This is a genomic window from Deltaproteobacteria bacterium (genome assembly GCA_015233135.1).
Lineage (GTDB): Bacteria > UBA10199 > UBA10199 > JADFYH01 > JADFYH01 > JADFYH01.
Genome location: JADFYH010000016.1, coordinates 25,120 through 43,079, shown reverse-complemented (window position 1 = coordinate 43,079; position 17,960 = coordinate 25,120). Strand labels below are relative to the sequence as shown.

General features: G+C 46.0%; 14 protein-coding genes and 1 tRNA gene. 8 read left to right on the top strand and 7 right to left on the bottom strand.

Annotation, left to right across the window (positions count from 1 at the left end; genetic code table 11):
- Nucleotides 1–76: 76 nt before the first annotated feature.
- A complete protein-coding gene (locus HQM15_07000) occupies nt 77–304 on the bottom strand; it encodes a hypothetical protein (protein ID MBF0492511.1) in 228 nt (75 codons plus the stop codon).
- Between the two features lie 12 nt (nt 305–316).
- On the bottom strand, nt 317–1,183 hold the full coding sequence (locus tag HQM15_06995) for a DNA integrity scanning protein DisA nucleotide-binding domain protein (GenBank protein ID MBF0492510.1): 867 nt from the start codon (nt 1,181–1,183) through the stop codon (nt 317–319).
- Between the two features lie 96 nt (nt 1,184–1,279).
- Here HQM15_06995 and HQM15_06990 point away from each other — a divergent pair, with 96 nt between their 5' ends.
- Nucleotides 1,280–2,911, top strand: a complete 1,632-nt coding sequence (locus tag HQM15_06990; protein ID MBF0492509.1) for a sulfite exporter TauE/SafE family protein — start codon at nt 1,280–1,282, stop codon at nt 2,909–2,911.
- 100 nt (nt 2,912–3,011) lie between these two features.
- Entirely contained in the window at nt 3,012–4,982 is a 1,971-nt protein-coding gene (locus tag HQM15_06985) for a GAF domain-containing sensor histidine kinase (protein ID MBF0492508.1), read from the top strand.
- Nucleotides 4,983–4,993: 11 nt separating this feature from the next.
- On the opposite strand, the gene HQM15_06980 is transcribed toward HQM15_06985, so the two are convergent.
- Both HQM15_06980 and glmU read right to left on the bottom strand, forming a co-directional pair.
- Nucleotides 4,994–5,254: a hypothetical protein gene (locus HQM15_06980; GenBank protein ID MBF0492507.1), complete on the bottom strand. Its 261-nt coding sequence runs from the start codon at nt 5,252–5,254 to the stop codon at nt 4,994–4,996.
- Nucleotides 5,255–5,292: 38 nt separating this feature from the next.
- Entirely contained in the window at nt 5,293–6,672 is a 1,380-nt protein-coding gene (gene glmU / locus HQM15_06975) for a bifunctional UDP-N-acetylglucosamine diphosphorylase/glucosamine-1-phosphate N-acetyltransferase GlmU (protein ID MBF0492506.1), read from the bottom strand.
- 127 nt (nt 6,673–6,799) lie between these two features.
- Here glmU and HQM15_06970 point away from each other — a divergent pair, with 127 nt between their 5' ends.
- Nucleotides 6,800–7,231 (top strand): single-stranded DNA-binding protein, encoded by a 432-nt coding sequence (locus HQM15_06970; protein ID MBF0492505.1) that lies wholly within the window; start codon nt 6,800–6,802, stop codon nt 7,229–7,231.
- Here HQM15_06970 and HQM15_06965 read toward each other — a convergent pair.
- Complete coding sequence (locus HQM15_06965) at nt 7,228–8,238, bottom strand: DUF3187 family protein (GenBank protein MBF0492504.1); 1,011 nt, start codon at nt 8,236–8,238, stop codon at nt 7,228–7,230. The two genes, HQM15_06970 and HQM15_06965, sit on opposite strands and share 4 nt — an antisense overlap.
- Nucleotides 8,239–8,277: 39 nt before the next feature.
- On the opposite strand from HQM15_06965, the gene trxB reads away from it, so the two are divergent.
- The 3 genes from trxB to HQM15_06950 all read left to right on the top strand — a co-directional run bounded on the left by trxB (nt 8,278) and on the right by HQM15_06950 (nt 13,272).
- Nucleotides 8,278–9,216: a thioredoxin-disulfide reductase gene (gene trxB / locus HQM15_06960; GenBank protein ID MBF0492503.1), complete on the top strand. Its 939-nt coding sequence runs from the start codon at nt 8,278–8,280 to the stop codon at nt 9,214–9,216.
- 93 nt (nt 9,217–9,309) lie between these two features.
- Nucleotides 9,310–10,518, top strand: a complete 1,209-nt coding sequence (locus HQM15_06955) for a hypothetical protein (GenBank protein ID MBF0492502.1) — start codon at nt 9,310–9,312, stop codon at nt 10,516–10,518.
- Between the two features lie 27 nt (nt 10,519–10,545).
- Nucleotides 10,546–13,272: a hypothetical protein gene (locus tag HQM15_06950; protein ID MBF0492501.1), complete on the top strand. Its 2,727-nt coding sequence runs from the start codon at nt 10,546–10,548 to the stop codon at nt 13,270–13,272.
- Nucleotides 13,273–13,295: 23 nt separating this feature from the next.
- Here the strand turns inward: HQM15_06950 and HQM15_06945 are convergent, their stop codons facing one another.
- On the bottom strand, nt 13,296–13,649 hold the full coding sequence (locus tag HQM15_06945) for an aspartate 1-decarboxylase (protein ID MBF0492500.1): 354 nt from the start codon (nt 13,647–13,649) through the stop codon (nt 13,296–13,298).
- 183 nt (nt 13,650–13,832) lie between these two features.
- Between HQM15_06945 and HQM15_06940 the strand changes: the two genes are divergently transcribed.
- Nucleotides 13,833–13,905: transfer RNA gene (locus tag HQM15_06940), tRNA-Ala, on the top strand.
- Between the two features lie 89 nt (nt 13,906–13,994).
- On the opposite strand, the gene HQM15_06935 is transcribed toward HQM15_06940, so the two are convergent.
- On the bottom strand, nt 13,995–16,592 hold the full coding sequence (locus tag HQM15_06935; protein MBF0492499.1) for a hypothetical protein: 2,598 nt from the start codon (nt 16,590–16,592) through the stop codon (nt 13,995–13,997).
- Between the two features lie 130 nt (nt 16,593–16,722).
- On the opposite strand from HQM15_06935, the gene hisC reads away from it, so the two are divergent.
- On the top strand, nt 16,723–17,799 hold the full coding sequence (gene hisC, locus HQM15_06930) for a histidinol-phosphate transaminase (protein ID MBF0492498.1): 1,077 nt from the start codon (nt 16,723–16,725) through the stop codon (nt 17,797–17,799).
- The last annotated feature ends 161 nt before the right edge of the window (nt 17,800–17,960 follow it).

Sequence of the window (17,960 nt, the reverse complement as noted above, 5' to 3'; positions counted from 1 at the left end):
CCTACCATACAATAGGACCTAATCATTCTATTGAGACATATTTACTCAATAATGGCAAACAAATTTGTAACTCCTTTTAAGCCTTTGCTCCTTGGGTTGCGGCCAACTTTGCCTGAATTCTTTTTTCTTTTGCTTCTTCTAAGGTGACTTCGTAGTCAGGATCTCCGGGCTTGGTTTCAATGGCATTCGCCGCATCATCCGGAAGGCTTTTTAAATACTTTTCCAAATCACTCCGCTGAACGCTTCCCTTGTGCATACGGCGGGGAAGGGTTCTAACATCATAAACTTCTTGATTCTTAGACATAGGCCTACTCCTTTAAGGTTTTTCAATTTCCATGAGAATTTTTCCGTTTTTAAAAATGCGGACGTCTCCGGTGGACTCGGAGATAACGATGGCAATGGCATTTGTCAAGGCAGTGATCCCGGCCGCCGCGATGTGGCGAGAACCTAAGCCTCGAGGCAATTCCTCTTCGTCGTGAGCAGCCCCTAAAAATCGGCCTGCGGTGATTAATACCCCCTCATCTGAAACAATAAAAGCCCCATCTAGGGCTGAAAACTCTCGAATGGTTTCCTTTAAAAGGGGGTTTAAAATATTGCGTTCCGATTCATCATAGCCCTTGAAAGGATTGATGATCATCTGCTTGGAAAGTTGCATCACACGGTCCTGATCGCCCACCACAAAGATGGTTCCGATGGCTTTGCCTTCTCTGCCTTTACTTGCCAACTCTAAGGTGAGAGAGAGAAGGTGCTCAAAAACTTCAGGTTTTACAGACTCGGAAATGCCGGAGATGTTTTTAGAAGTAATGAGCTCCGATTCCTTTCCAATTTGAATTAAAAGAAGGGTGTCCCAATATTTTTGACCTCGAAGATGACTGAGGAAAACAACCTTATCACCATGTTTTACCAAGGCCTGAGAGAGGGCCAAGGCCATGGTTAATTTGATCAGGCCTAATCTTCCCAGATCAATGCTAGGGACTTGAATGATTTTTTTAATCTTGTTTTGCAGCGCTACAGGGATCTCTAATTTTTTTTCGCTCACCAAAATAAGCTGACAAGCTCGGGGAATATTTTCAGGAAGTGGAAAGTACTCGAAAGAATCCACGAAAACAAAGAGGGAAGCCGCCTTGGTGTTTTTGACCAGGCCTAAGGCGGATTTGATAAAAAATGCATTGCTACTATTCATGATGAACCCTCAAAAACCCAAAAACTCTATTGACTTTCAAAATAGAAGTGAGATCAACACCTGAAAGGTGGAATCGCGATCATATAAGGTTCTTTCATGAAAATGCGAATATTTTTTTACGGATTTGTTCTTTTTTTACAACTCTTATTTTGTGTTTCGGGTTTTTCCCAGGAAAGCAAAAATCCTTTTTTGGTTACCTGGGATGATTCTATCCAGCACCTCAGCCCAGGGGACTCCTATGATCTTAAAATAAAATTTCATATTCCTGAGCAGCACCATCTTTATGTGGAGAAGACCCAGGTAAATGTCACAGGATTAGCGGGATTACAGGAGGTCGGTAAAAAAATTCCTGCGGGGGTGAAACAACAGGATCCTTTTACGAAAAAAGAAGAACAAGTTTACTTAAGCGATTTTGAAGTGGTTTATCATTTTAAAGTTCCTGCAAATGCAGATTTGGGGCGAAAAACCCTGGAGGGGGAAATTCGGTATCAGGGTTGTTCCGCCGATCTTTGTTATCGTCCCATGAAGCTGAATTTACTAGTACCTTTGGAAATTAGCTCCTCCAAAAAAACAGGATCTTCCGCTTCCCCTCTGCTTTCTGTCGGAGGGGATAAAAAAAAAAGTAATTTAGGTTTTAGAGATCTGCTCGACCTCATTTCAGGAGCTCGTGTAGAAAAGTTGTTGGAACTGAGCCCAGCCCTTCTTGTCCTTTTGGTTTTTCTAGCTGGGCTCCTTACCGATTTTACGCCCTGCATCCTTCCCATTATTCCGCTGACTTTGGCGATAGTGGGAGCCAAAAAAGGTCGTCATGTTTTACACAATTTAGGTTTGTCTTTCACCTTGGTTCTTGGAATCTCCATCACCTATGCCTTGCTGGGAGTAGTGACGGCTGCCTTGGGGCTCAGCTTTGGGTTCTTATTCCAAAGCAGATATTTTCTTGTCTTCCTGATACTGTTTTTTATCCTCATGGCCTTAGGTTTGTTGGGAGTGATTCCCTTTCAAATGCCTTATCGTATCCGAAATTTTTTTGGGCATGTGGGCGGAGAGGGCTACAAAGGTGCATTTCTAGCAGGTTTAAGTTTAGGATTCATTGCGTCCCCTTGTGTGGGCCCATTAATAGGGCCCGTTTTATTGCTGGTTGCCAAAGGACAAAATATAGCCTGGGGGGCTTTACTGCTCTTCGTTTACGGTTTGGGTATGGGCTCTCTCTTTTTGGTAGGAGGAACTTTTTATTCGACTGTGGGTTCGAGATTTAGGGGGGGAAAGCATACGGAATCCTTCAAAAAAATATTGGCTCTCACCATGCTTTTGCCGGCATTTTATTACGTTTGGATTCTCTTAAAAAATCCGTCTGCTTCGAATTCAACTATCCCTTGGCAGCATTCTTTTTCTCAGGGGGCACAACTTTCCAAAGATCAAAAAAAACCCATGATCCTTGATTTTTATGCCGATTGGTGTCTGCCCTGTCTGGAAATTGATGAAAAAACTTTTCAAAATAAGGAAGTGCAAAAAAAACTTTTGGAAGTGGTGGCGGTCAAGATTGATTGTACCCAAGACACTCCGGAGTGTAATGAGGCCGTTACTCGTTTTAATGTGGTGGGATGGCCAACACTCCTGTTTTTTGATGCAGGAGGTCAGCTTCAGTCCGATTTATCTATCGTAGGGGGTTTTGTGGGACCTGAAAAAATGCTTGAGATTCTGGATGAATTGAAGAAAAAAAGTCTTTAATTATAAATCATGTTACGCGGCATTCCGGTCTTCACCCTCTCCCTTGACGGGAGAGGGCAGGGAGAGGGTGAGAGATTGAAAAGGGAATTTAATGTTAAGGATGCGGCTTTCAGCGGGAGATATTTTGAAGGAAATCAAACTGCCGGACTACAAGGGCCGGCATGTTTTTACGGCGAATTTACGTTTGCTTATTTTTGTGGTTTTTTGGGTTCTATCGGCTTTTTACTTTAAAATAATTTGGAAGATCTCTCCTTTCATTCCCATTGCCATTTCACTCTCTTTTTTAGTGACTGGGATTTGCTATCACAACATTCTGAAAGGTAGGGCGCTGGTTCTTTCTTTTTTGGTGGAGATGATGGCCGACCTTCTTACCATCACTTTAATGGTTTACCTCACCGGAGGAGAAAAAAGCCCCTACTTTACACTCTACATCATCTATTGTGTCGCTGCGGGCACCTTTTATTCCAATAGCATTGCCTTGTTTTCCTCTTTGGCTTCGCTCTTTTTCTATGCAAGTTTGGTGGCTTTGCTTTATTTTAAAGTCTTAGATTCCTTTAATTATCAAGGGGTGCTGGGGGGATTTTTTTTCTTAAATCTTTCCCTGCTTGCGATTTTTCTCCCTATCATCGTGTATGCAGTAAAAATTGCGAATCATTTTTCTGGGATCAAAGAAAGGGCCCTGGAAGATCGAAACAAACAGCTCATTGCCCTCAATCGAATTTCCAGTACCATCAAGGGGGCTTTGACCCTTCAAAAGGCCGTCCGACAAGTACTCTCTGGTGTGATTGAAGGCTTAGGCTATGATATTTGTTTGCTGGTTGTCTTGTCCCCCCGAGAAAATCTCATCCATTTTCATGTGCCCAGCGATCATGCCCTGACCAAGCGTTTGGAGGAAATTTTGGGGATCAGCATTTCCAAATTACGTCTTCCCAATATTGAAGAGAATTCCATTTTTCAGGCCATCAAAAAAAACAAAATCATCTTCAGACAAAATTTATTCGAGCTGGTGCGTGGCTTGGAACCCGCCATTAGCGAACAACTGGCCAATTCTATTCAGCAGACCTTGGAGTTAAAAAAGTTTATTATTACACCACTCGTGGCGGAAAGGCGTGTCGTGGGGGCTATTATTGGAGCCACTAAAACTGCTTTTGTAGAAGATGGTCGTGTGGATGTTTTGGAAAACTTTGCAAATCAGGCCGCGCTTGCCATTGAAACCGCTCAGCTGGTGGAAGAATTGAAACAAAAAAATATCGACTTAGAAGAAGCCAGCAAGGCGAAGAGCCAGTTCTTGGCCATCATGAGTCATGAGTTGCGAACACCTCTCACGGCGGTGATTGGTTTTTCAGAACTTTTGTTGGAAGAAGTGGTAGGGGAACTCAATGCCGATCAAAAAGAATATCTGCGTGAAGTACTTTCCAGCAGCGATCATCTTTTGAGCCTGATCAACTCCATTTTAGACCTCTCTAAAGTGGAGTCGGGTAAAATGGAACTGCATTTGGAGAATTTTGATTTATTGGAGGTCCTCAAGGAAGTACGGAATGCAGTGAAGCCCCTGGTGCAGAAAAAGAAGATCCGATTTGATTTGGAGGTGACCGGAAATTTGGAGCTTATTTACGCAGATGAAAGAAAGGTTCGACAAATATTTTTAAATCTGGTTTCCAATGCCATCAAGTTTACGCCTGAATCAGGGGCCATTCGCTTGCAGGTTCGTTATAGTGGCAATGCCAAGGGGCTGTGGGCCTATCCGCAAGTGAGAGATCAAACTCCCTTCGAAGGGGGGTATTTTGAGATAGTCATTGAAGACAGCGGCATAGGCATTCAAGAAAAGGATATGGAAGATATTTTTTATCCCTTTACCCAGGTCGATTCCTCTTATACCCGCAAGTATCAAGGAACCGGCCTGGGGCTTACTCTCACCAAACAATTTGTCGAAATGCATCACGGGGTGATTTGGGTGGAAAGCGAATTTCAAAAGGGGACTCGTTTCACCATCGTCTTTCCCAAGAATGTAGAAGAGGCTACGCCAGGAGAGCATACGGTGGCAGATGTGCGACTCTTGCCGAGTTACTAGTATCGTGGCAGTTAATTCAAATCCGAAAGTTCAATTTTACTTTTTGTGAGAGGATTTTTTTCATTTTCTTTCACCAAGTAGCCCATAATCATCAAATGCAGCAGGGTGCTTACAACGCTTTCATCCTCTTCGGGAACCAATTCCAAACAGTATTCTTGAAAGACGGCGAGCAATTCAGGGTCAATTTTAGATTGAATGAGAGCGGTGTAATCTTCTTCATTCAAGGTGTTTATACCCATCAAAAAATCCGCTGCTTTGTCTGCTAAGATCATAAGGGCCCTTTCGCTAAGTGTTTGTTTTCAAGAAAAAGCTACTTAATTTTTTTTCTCTTTCCATATCCCAAAATATTTTTCTGTGCACAACGAGAAATTGCTAGTGACCCCTCTGGAACCTCTTTTGTTACCGTCGTCCCAGCCCCAATATAAGCGCCTTTGCCGACTTTCACTGGAGCCACTAACTGGGTGTCACTTCCGATGAAAACATCATCTTCCAAAATCGTCTGAAATTTATTTTTTCCGTCATAATTGCAAGTAATGGTTCCTGCGCCAATGTTTACATTTTTACCGATGCGTGCATCCCCAATATAGGAAAGATGACTGGCTTTAGATCCTTCACCCAGTTGGGTTTTTTTCAATTCAACAAAGTTGCCCACCTTGGAAGATTTTCCCAAATGAGACCCCGGACGTAAATGAGCAAAAGGCCCCACAGCCGCTTTATCTTCTACGATGCTTTCTTCCAGGTAAGAGTAGGCTTTTATTTTTACATTTTGTTTCAAGATCGTGTTTTTTAATAGGGCACCCTGCTCGATGATACATCCACTCCCAATTTGGGTTTTTCCTTCGAGACGAACGTTCGCTGCCAGGGTCACATCCTGACTAATCTTTACGCCGTTTTCTATGTAGATGCTTTCCGGATTTTGTAAGCTGACGCCATTCAACATCCAATGGCTGCGGATGCGTGTCAGCATTTTCTCTTCGGCTTGAGAAAGTTCCAGTTTGCTGTTTACGCCCTGCAGTTCTTCGGAATTGTCTAAAAGAAAACTGCCAACGGAGTGAGACTCTTTTCTTAAAATTTGTAGAAGATCAGTGAAATAATATTCGTGCTTGAGTGGATTTTTTTTAATCTTTTTTAGGGCTTCAAAGAGTAAAGGAAGCGTGGCGACATAGAGGCCGGCATTCACTTCATTGATGCTCGCTTGCTCTGCTACTAAATCGGATTCTTCTACAATTCTTTCGACCAATCCTTTTGCATTGCGCACGATTCGACCATATCCCTTGGGGAGATGGGTTTTAAAAGTAGCCAGGGTGAGTGCGTGTTTATTTTTCTGATGCAGTTTTAGAATTTTTTTTAAGGTCTGACTTGTAATTAAAGGGGCATCGCCAGACAGAATAAAACAATCTCCGCTTTCTTTTTTGAGCGTCTGCTCTGCAGCAAGTACGGCATGGCCAGAGCCTAATTGTTGATTTTGCAAGGCGTAGAAAAGTCCTTTATAAGTTTCTGTCTTTTTTTGAACTTCTTCAGCCTGATGTCCTACGACCAAGACTATTTTAGGGCATTTGATTTGTTGGAGCGCTTCAATGGGATAAGCGAGCATGGGCTTGCCGCACAAGGGATGTAAAACTTTGGGCAAGGCCGACTTCATTCGCGTCCCTTTCCCGGCCGCAAGAATAATGGCAGAAAGATTTTTCATCCTCATTTTATAGAAAATGTGAAGTTCCAGCGCAATCAGAATTACTAAACTTGACAGGGAAAATTTGCTGTGTGATCCGGAAATTGTAATTCGTAACATGAATTCATAGTTTCAAAAGGAGTTCCCCATGGCCAGCGTCAATAAAGTTATTTTAGTCGGTAATTTAGGATCGGATCCCGAGGTGAAATATACTCCCAGCGGTTCTGCCGTTGCTAATTTTACAATGGCAACCCATGAACGTTGGAAAGATGCGAGTGGTCAGGATCAAGAAAAAACAGAGTGGCATCGAATTGTGGTGTGGGGGAAACAGGCTGAAAATTGTGGGCAATATCTCTCCAAAGGCCGCTCTGCTTATATTGAAGGGCGTCTTCAAACACGGGAATGGACGGATAAAGAAGGAAATAAACGTTACACGACTGAAGTGGTCGCCCAAACGGTGCAGTTTTTAGGCTCTGCCCCCGGTGCTGGCGGTGAACGAAGTAAGTCTTACGAATCCGCCCCTGCTCCAAAAGCTAAGGTAGCTGCGGCGGTAGCAGGAGAGGACGATATCCCGTTCTAAAACTCTGCCCCCAAATTAAAATGCAGACTAAAATCCACCGAAGGTCCTGAAGGAACGAGGTCTTCTGCAAATGCCAGCTCCCAGCGAAAGTGTTCCCAAGGCCCTTTGTCGTTTCCTTTCCCTTTAAATCCGATCACCAAATCGAGTGGAATTTCATCCAGACTGGCTAGCCCGGTATCCTTAAAATAAGGGCTGCTCCCCTGAATTTGAGCGAGGACAGAAGCCACTGAGCAAAATTGCACTTCAAAGCTTTGTGAGAAGCTGAAGATGCTTCTATGCAGGTTGGAGTTCAGTTCTTCCATGCCCCCCAAAAAAAGAAAGCCCAGATTCGTGTAGGAATGAAAAATTTTGTAAGATTTTTCCAGAGCCAAATTGAAGTGAAAATCTGGATTGCCACTGCCCAGCCCTTCGGATTTTTTACCCGTTGGAACTTTTAAAGTAGCCCGCAGGCTTAGAGCGGGGGCCCATTTTTCTTCATCCAGGATCCTGGTTTTAAAATAGAGTTCAATATTGGAAAGCCCAAAATCTGTTTTCTTGGGGGCATAAGTTCCGCTAGGAATTTTAACGCTGTAATTAAAGCGCCCATTGGGAACTTCCTCGCGCCCGGCATTCGGGAAACCGAAGGTGTTGTGATAATTTTGAATGAAGGCATCCAAAAAACCACCGCTAAAAGAAAGGAAGGGAAGTTTTATTCCCAGTTCATATCTTTTTCCCAAACCGTAGGAGAAAGAAAACGCGGTTTTGTAGAGTTCCATATCCAAATCGTTCGTACTTCCATTGGCCGCATTTTCCCTTTCAAAAATATTGCTCAGGGTCTCTTGAATCTCAAAGCGAAAATGTCCAGATCCCAAGGTATGTGGAGTTTCAGAAGGGGCCTGAAGAAAAAGTTCCAGCAGGGGGTTTTGGGTTTGAACCGTGAGAGGGCCAAAGCCCTTTTGTTCCTCGGAGCGAAGAGGCTGGGAAAATAAAAAAAGAAAGAGGCTTGCGAGTAGCAGTATTTTTTTCATAAGGGGATATGTGGTTTGAGGTTAATCAAGGAGAACCTTATGTCAGAAAAAATTCGAGAAGTCATCATTATTGGGTCAGGTGCTGCAGGGCTTACTGCGGCAGTTTATAATGCAAGGGCCAATCTCAATCCGCTGGTGATTGATGGGACCTTGCCGGGAGGGCAGCTCACCACCACCACTGAGGTAGAAAATTTTCCTGGCTTTCCGGAAGGGATTATGGGTCCAGAACTCATGGATCGTGCCCGCAAGCAGGCGGAGCGCTTTGGAACCCAGTTTGTTTTTGATCAGGTGGATTCGGTTGATTTTCAGGGGGACATCAAAAAAATCAAATTGTCTTCGGGGCAGGAATTGCTAGCCCATGCAGTGATTATTGCCACAGGGGCAGCGCCTAAATTTATTGGTTTGGAAACTGAAAAGAAACTGATGGGACGCGGGGTTTCCACCTGTGCCACTTGCGATGGTGCCTTTTTCAGAGGCTCCGATTTGATTGTGGTCGGCGGGGGAGATTCGGCTATCGAAGAAGCCAATTTTCTCACCAAATTTGCCAAAAAAGTTTACCTGGTACATCGACGCGATCATCTTCGTGCCTCGAAAATCATGCAGGAGAGGGCCCTGAAAAACCCAAAAATTGAATTTGTTTGGGATTCTGCGGTGGTTGAAATTTTAGGTGAAACGAAAGGAACGGTGGAAGGGGCAAGAATTAAGAACCTGAAAACCAATGAAGAAAAAATTTTGAACGTGGAAGGTGTTTTTGTGGCCATTGGCCATACGCCTAACTCGGCTGCCTTTCGGCCCCAGATTTCTTGTGATGAAAACGGCTATATTTTGACGACCAAAGGCACCCAAACCAACATCCCTGGAGTTTTTGCCGCCGGGGATTGTGTGGACCATGTCTATCGTCAAGCCATCACCGCCGCCGGTCAAGGTTGTCAGGCGGCTTTGGATGTCGAGCGCTATTTGGCTTCGAAAGGCTTGTGAAGAAGGAGAAATATTTTTTAAAAAAATCCGCAACTTTTGTGTGTGGCTGCCGATAACTAAACTGACAACAACCCTCATTAAATGGGAGCCTCTATGAATATTGCAAGTTTAGCCCACAAATTCGAGATCGTTTTTCATACGCTGGAGGGTCTTGTAAGCCCCCCTCAGCCCCCTCCCCCTACAACAGTTTCACGATCAGGTCTAAGATCTGTTGGGAGCTTTCTCCCTTTATCCGCTCCAGCCTTAACCACTTCTATCACCGCCCGCTCTCTTGGGGGAAATTTAGCCAGGATTGGTGTGGCAGTAGCGGCAACAGCAGCCGCCACGGGAATCTTGGCAGCAGGATTGCTTTTAACTCGTGGGACCGCGCTTCGTAGTCCAATTGTCTTAGGGGTGCTCGTGGCTTTAGGTATCGCTGCTTGCGCTGAGGGGGAGTCACGTCCTGTGGATGAGAGCGATGCGGCCTCAGGTGTTGAAGCAGGTCGCCCTACCGAAGTTTCTCCCGTTAACTCTGCCTGCAGTAGAGTGGATGCACTGGTTTACCAAGCCCAAGCGGCCAGGCTAGCCCGTGACGGTGCCTTTGTTTCGTCAATTGCTGCAGATGCGGGTCCGGCGGACGCTGCCGCCAATGATGCTGTCTCAGATATTGGTCCCGATCAAGATGCTTCTGGCGCTTATGTTCCCTCTGAAAGAGCGTTGGTGATCAGGCACCCCAATGCCCAATCTGCTCTTAATGAAATTCATGGCTTGCAAGGCACTATTGGTCCTATCGTCAGTATTCTCGATTCAGGATCTAGCAGCGCCGCTGCTCCCTATCAGGCAGGTCGAGTGGCTATCGTGACCGCAAGAGGAACCGTTTTCTTTTACTCACATAATGGGGCAGATTCAGACTTGCAGGCTTTGTCACCAAGAGGAACGCCAATAGCGGAGCATCCCAATGCCATTCAAGTTTTAAATCAGGCGACTGCGCATGCGTCAGCCCTGGCGAGTGAGATGGGGCAGGGTGATGGGGATGGGGGGATTCAATTTGGAGTGAATCAACCCTTGTTCAGTGTTCTTCAGAGGATTAACCCCAATTCGATCTTTATTTCTTATCGAGGTCTGATGAGTGATGGAGGGGTTGATACGCAGAGTAATGCTCCCTTAGTGATTGTGAATTTGGGAGCAGGAACAGAGGTTCCAGGATTAGTTTACTCAAATGCCTGTCCAACCCTCTCACAACCTGCCCAGCACCCTCAGGATGCGGGGAGTGATGTGTTTGGCGATGTGCCCGATCTTTCGGATGTTGCCGTCAATGATTAAAAATTTCACCTCGAAAAGGGGATCTGTATGAAAAAAATAAAATGTATAATTTTTACCCTCTTTATTTTGTGTGGTTTTTCAAACCTGCTGCATGCGCAAGAGTGTAATTTAAGTGATTTAGGCGATTGTGGAGTCTTGAACAACCACGATGCTCCGGCAGCGAGTGCAGGACGCTACTATGCCCATTCTCTTCGGGAAATGATTCGTAGTGCCTGTACTGTTGGAGGAAACAATACTTTGAATTTTGACCACATCTCTCCAGATGGTACGGGGACCCCCTACAAGACGATTACTCTTTCTCGTGGGCTAGGGCCCTTGATTATTGGTAAGAATCCTGACGGCAGTGCCTGTGCTGCAGGTCGCATAACGGTCCAAGGCCCTACCACAGGAGATCCTGTCATTATCGATGTTTCGGCTTTTAATACTTTTTCGAATGATGATGCCTACCCCACTTGCGCCATTGTACTGGCTGGAGATGGAAATGGCTTACGCAATATAGAAATCCGCGGAGGAGTCAACTCGGTTTGTATTGAAGGAAACGGTAACAGTGTTTCCTTTAACACCCTAGTGAATGACAGGTTCTCAGCCATTCGGGTGAATGGGGCAAGCAATCAGGTGGTAGGAAATTATGTGGGTGTTTATTCCTCTGACCTTGCGGATAGTTCTCATGGTGGCAATCAGATGGGAATTTTGGGTGCCGGTAATAATAATCGAATAGAGGCCAACACCATTAAGTTTAATAGCAATGCAGGCATTGCCTGGTTTGCCGGAACAGGGAACCGATTTCTCCAGAATATTATTGCTCAAAATGGAATAGGTATTGGCCTGCAACCTGGGGTTCACAACGGCATTCAGCCTCCTATTGTAAATTCTGCTTGTGCCGAGCGGGACACCGCCGGCGCTTGTGATTTGTGGAATGTCTCCGTGACGGGTGTTGCAAATGCTTCTGTGGATATCTATAAAGTGGACACTTGTTGGCCCGATGCATCCGATCCTTCCTGTACTGCCAATGCAGGGAGAGGGCAGGGGGAAGGAATAAAATTGTTGTCTACCAATGTAACTCTTTCTGCCGGAGATCCTCCCTCACCGGGTTGTGTTGCACTTGCCGATGGAAAAGTTCGCTGTACAGTGAACATTGCGGATCCAGAGCTCACCGGAACTGACAAAATTACAGCCATTCAAACCACCAACGATGGAAGTTCGGAGTTTGGAATTAATATTCCCTTAAATAATTCCACGTTGTTGATTCCCGATGCGGGCTTTGCGCTTGCTTGCCTGCTGAACGGTACCTGCGGATTTGCCCCCAATCTTCCCACTTGCGGGGATGGAATTGTGAACCAAGCCTCTGAAGTCTGTGATGGTGAAGTGGGCTGTACTGCCCTGTGTCAGCCTGCCACGGGTTATACCTGTACTCAGAATCCGCCGGATGCAATGGGACAAGTCCATAGTACTTGTACTCTCACTGTCACTCCTAGTTGCGGTAACGGAACTTGTGATCCTGGTGAGACGTATGCCAGCTGTCCAGCGGATTGTCCTGCACCTCTTCCTGTTTGTGGAGACGGAACCTGTAATGGAACCGAGACCCATGCTACTTGTCCAGCGGATTGTCCTACACCTCCTCCTGTTTGTGGAGACGGAACCTGTAATGGAACCGAGACCCATGCTACTTGCCCTGCAGATTGTCCCGCACCTCTTCCTGTTTGTGGAGACGGAACCTGTAATGGGACCGAAACCCATGCTACCTGCCCTGCAGATTGTCCTGCCCCTCCTCCTACCTGTGGCAATGGGACCTGTGATGCCACTGAGACGGCAAGCTCTTGTCCGGCCGATTGTGTTCCCAATAGTGGCTGTAATTTTAATGGGACTTGCGATATAGGCGAGACGGTTTCCTCTTGTGCCCACGATTGCACGGTAGGCCCTGGTTGTAATCGTAATGGAACCTGTGATGTGGGTGAAACCACTGCCACTTGTGCAAGTGATTGCGTGGTGACCCCCAATTGTAATCGGGATGGCATTTGCAATAGTGGCGAGACGCTTGATACCTGTGCCTCGGACTGTACAGGCGTGACATCTCACTGCAATAACAATGGAGTTTGCGATGCAGGGGAAACGAATGCTACCTGTCCACTGGAGTGTCCTGTTACCCCCACTTGCAATAACAATGGAACCTGCGATGCGGGGGAAACCCTTGCGAATTGCCCCTCAGATTGTTCCCCTCCCACAGGATTGAATCCTCCAACTGAATTGACGGCGCAGGTTGCTCCAGGGCAAGTGACGTTACGATTTAAAGATAACTCCACAACCGAGGAAGGTTATCGCATTACTCGTGCCCAAGGCGAATGTGGTCCTGCAGACGGGACAGGTGTTCGACCCAATACCGATTTTACGACGGTGGGGACTATTCCTTCTGCGAATCCAAGCAGTACGGGGCCTGTAGAATATGTGGACAGTGCGGGAGTCGCTAACAACACTATTTACTGTTATCGTGTGACGGCCTTCCAAGGAACGAATAGCACGTCCTTTGCCCAGGTGCAGGTCAGCATGCCGGATGTGGGTGCGAATCCTGGAGGGGGAAATCCTCCCCCTGCTGGGGAAGATATAGATGTTCAGGGGGGAGGTTGTTCCATGGGTGGAGCCTTTGCTTACTCCGGCAGCCCCCTTGGCTTCTCTGGTTTTGCCCTTGGTTTGCTGGTTCTGATTAGGCGTCAATTTAAAAGGGCGAGTTTCGAAAGAAGCTCACCCTTTTCAATATGACGTAAGAATCAAAAGGAATAATTTTATCTTTTTACCCACCCGTTTTTTTCATTCACAAAAACAAGTTTAGGTTCGTGTCGAGCAATTTCTGCCTGATCCATCAGAGAAAAACTGGTGATGATGACAAGGTCCCCCTTTTTAGCGAGATGAGCCGCTGCACCATTAATACAAATGGTGCCTGATCCTATTTCTCCGCGCAGGGCATAGGTTTGAAAGCGATGTCCGTTAGTTACATTCCATACATGAACTTTTTCATTAGGAATAATATCTGCAGCATCGAGTAAAATAGAATCGATGGTAATACTCCCTTCATAATGAAGATCGGCATCAGTAACAGTGGCTCGGTGGATTTTAGATTTTAGAATAGATCGAAACATGTTTTTTCCTCAGTTTATAAGGGGTTCCTTGTATCAAACTGTGAAATAGTGTCAAGCGACTGAACAGTAATTGACAAGCAGAAATGCTTTTGTTACCTGAAAAAACCCCATTTTCAGGTGTTGTGTCGCCATCAAATGGGGGTGGTCTTTAGAGAGCAACGGCTTTGCTGTTGTGAACGAATAGGGGACGTAGCTCAGTTGGGAGAGCGCTTGAATGGCATTCAAGAGGTCGAGGGTTCGATTCCCTTCGTCTCCATATAATTCAGAAGTGGGGTTTTTAGGTAGCCCCCTTGGTGGGGATAATTCATCAAGCTAAAAGAGTTCCTTTCTTTTAGCACAGTTTTATTAGGCTGTTTGCAGCCCTTCAGAGGCATATCTTCCCCAGCCTTGACCCGGGGTCGGATCGTAATAATTTACTGAAGCTTGACCTCGCGGGTCGCCATTTGAGTTGCTTCCATACAACTGAATGATTTGCCCGTTCATTTTAATCTGATTTGCGGTCCACCAGCCTTGTCCGCCAGTGGCTGTTGATTCGGATGCAGGTCGATCTGAGAACGTTCGTTCTGGATAAATAGACTTTAAAAGTTCTATACTCAACCGAGTAACTTCTCTCATGGTGGTATCATAGACACCATTATCTGTCGTGTTTGAAGCTGCTATGCCTCGATGAATTCTTGGATCAATACCTGCCAGAAATTGTGCCATTTTGTTGTCGGGTCTAGCAGGAGGGAAAACACCAGTGTTATGGGCTTGATCCAGTTCATCGTTAGTAATTTGACCATCTCCGTTTGCATCAATTTCAGGATAGAAATGCTGTAGCTTCTGAATCAGTTGGTCACGAGTGAGACCTGGTACTTTTGCAAGTATGCTCTGATAGTATGCTGGTAAAGGTTCGGCGGTTACTCCTGTGGTAGGATCAACCGAGGGCGTACCGTCAGCCCCTGCTGTCCCTAAGAAGCTCAATTTTCTGGCGTTGGCGCCCGCTGTAGGGGTGTTGTTTATCTGATGGTTCCCTGTCCCCGTGCCTAAATCGCCTCCGAAGGTAATATGATCGGGTGGGACATCAAACTTTATATGTTGCGCCATGCCATCTACGTTGAAGGTCTCTTTTAAATGAGTGGCATCAAAGTGACCGCTAGCATTTGGAGCAGCATCGTACACTTTGATTACGTAACTATTTCCATTTGGCTCCACATCCCAATACTCACTATTGGAAGTGCAGTGGAGTTGCACATCACCGCGTGCGATAATGGTGTTGGTTTTTCCATCCCCACGGGTATAAATATTGAAGTTCGCGCCATCCCACACACGTGTGCCATTAGGTCCAGCGGGATTAGTTGGATCATCCCCTTGCACCGCCACCGCAGGAGTGGTGGCTGCTCCAGGGGCACCGATGTGAATTTTATCATCCATACCACTCGTCCAACTTGTAGGGGCTGTGCCTGGGGCGGAGCTATAGCTCACGTTGCTGGCCGCAAAGCCTTGCAGATTCATGGTCTGTATTTGTCGCGCATTCACTGTGCGTACCAGTTTTGTCGGATCTGGATCGCGCCCAGCGGTAGGGGCCTCGCTGTAAACTTCAATTTTGTAGTTGCCGTCGGCATTTTTGGTGACGACTGCGTATTGGCTGCGGTTATCCGATCTTAAAGTAAGGGCATCGGTATCCACTTGGTAAACGATCCCCGAATTGTCATCCATTCCTGCCCGGAGGGTGACGGTATCCTGAGTGTTCCACACTTTTGTCGTTACTCCACTGGTGTCTGTTGTGCTGGTATCATTTGGCGTCAGGTCGTGGTCTGCAGCACGGGTGGTGGGGGTGCCTGAGGCTACTTGCAGTTTAATGCGTTGAGGGCTACTGGCATCGGTAAGGCCTGTCCCAAATACAATATGGTCTGGATCAACATTTAAGTTCACTTTCAAATTTCGGAAATCATCAATTTTTGCAGTCCATTTCACATCATCCGGATTGTTGGAATTGCACACTTTGTAGGTATATTGTTTGCTTGTGGCATCGTAGGAGAGGAACACATAATCTCTTGTAGAATTCACATTCATGTTGACTGTGCCATTCACCGAGACCTCTCCATCGAGATCGGCAGGATAAATGTCCGCTTTAGCATTTGCTCCAGCAATGTCCCAAATGTAAGTGCCATTTTCAGTTCGAGTGGGTGCGGTGCCTTGAGGGGCGGGTTGAGTGTTTTCATCTCCTGCAACGACAGCTTTGCATTTGCTTTTCAGTGCGGCAGGAATGGCATCCACCTGGTCGACAGATCCTACGTGGATATTCAATTTAAAGTCGCTACGGTTAGAGTTTGGAAATACATAACGTTGGTCGGTGCCATCCCGCATATGTCGAATGACGACAATCTGGTTTTGGCCAGCCACTGCGGGATTAGGCTCACTGGTGACGCGGATTTGATCGGAAGAAGAGGGAAAATTTAAGTCGACAATATTTTGATACGAAACCACGGTGCGTTTGTCGGCGGTGGCTTGAAACGCAAAGCTGTTACCAGTGCTATACACCGAACCATCGTAGACGAGTTGATTGTCGTCCATGTAATCGGGAGTAGTATTGCCACCCAAAGGAGTTGCTGCTGGGGTACCGGGAACAGGGGCTGTGTTTCCTCTTGTAGGGTCCCAAGAACTGCTAACGCCAGCAGCCAGGGCGCTGAGGCCATATTGATTGAGCTCGTCCATCACTTGGGCGCGGTTTGCAGCCACTTGAGCCAGTTCGGAAGCGCTTAAATTTCCACCGCTCTCCAGGGCAGAGAGTTGTTGTAAATAAGGAACCGCCTGACTTTGAGCCCATTGTAAAATTTCTGAAGGAACGCCGCTGGTATTTGGAGCGGTAGTAGTGGTTTGGGGGCCAAGAGGAGTGGTAGTGAGACTTTCCGTATAGGTGTGGGGTCTGTTAACTCCGGGTCCGGGGATATTGTTAGACATCGTTTCCTCCAAGGCGTTAAATTTATCAAATCAGCTTATTATAGCAATAATTTTTGCCAACGTAAGCATTATCGTCAGGGGTTGTTATAAAAGTTGTGTTTAAAAAGCCAACTTGACTCTTTTTTTTGGGATGGCTAGCCAGACCAGCATGACAAGTCTTATTCGCTCTGAAATTGTAGCCCTAAAAAAATATAAACTTGCGGCTCGTCCGGAGGCCATCAAGCTCAATCAAAATGAAATGCCTTACGATATCCCGGGGGATATTAAGGCGAAAGTACTTGAAAAGCTAGTTTTAATTCCTTGGAATCGCTATCCTTTTTCACAACCTTATTCCTTGTTGAATAAACTGTCTGAATTCTATCACTGGCCCAGTGAAGGCATTGCCGTGGTGAATGGTTCTAATGTACTGATTCAGGCCATTGTTTTGGCGACTTCCTTGAAGAGCAGGGTGCTTGCGCTGGATCCCAGCTTTAGTTTGTATGAACTGGAGGCCAAGGCCTTGGGGAATAAGGTCGATTTGATTCCTTTGGGGGAAAATTTCAGCTTTCCTCTAAAGGCTATTTTGGAAAAAATTGAAAAAACCCCGCCCAGTTTGATTTTTCTGGCTAATCCCAATGCCCCTACGGCAAACCTCTTTCCCAAAGAAGAGATTTTACAGGTGATTCAAAAGGCAAAATGTCTGGTGGTGGTAGATGAGGCCTACTGCCATTTTGCAGATTATGATTTATTGTCTGAACTCCCCAGTTATAAAAATTTAATTTTGTTAAGGACTTTTAGCAAAGGCTATGGATTGGGAGGTGTACGCCTGGGGCTTGCTTTGGGGCATGAGGAAATTATCAGTGAAATTTCGAAGGTGTTGTTGCCTTACTGCGTGAGTGCTTTGAACGAGGTCTTGGTGGAATCCGTGCTCGATCATCCTGAACTGCTTGAAAAAAGAGTGACCACCCTCAAAATCAACCGATCTTGGCTCTACCAGGCGATGTGTGCCGTCCCCCACATTAAAGTTTATACTTCTCAAACCAACTTCATCATTTTTCAACTGCAAGATGCAGAAAAGACCTTTCAAGACCTTCTCAACGAAGGTGTACTCATCCGCAATGTAAGCACGCCCAGCTTGCCTCATACCTTGCGAGTGAGTGTGGGAACTCAGGAGGAAAATGAAAAGTTTGTGAAGGCTTTGGAGAAGGTGATGAAGAACCATAAGTAACTGCTCAGGTAGCCCTGGAAATTGCGAGGACTGCCGAGCAATCCTTGAGCAAAGAGTAAAATGGACCCCCGATTTCTCGGGGGTGACGTAAGTTCTGTTCTTGAGTTCCGCAGATTTTAGTAAGAAGCCACTCTGAAAAGTCCTCTCTCCCTTGAGGGGAG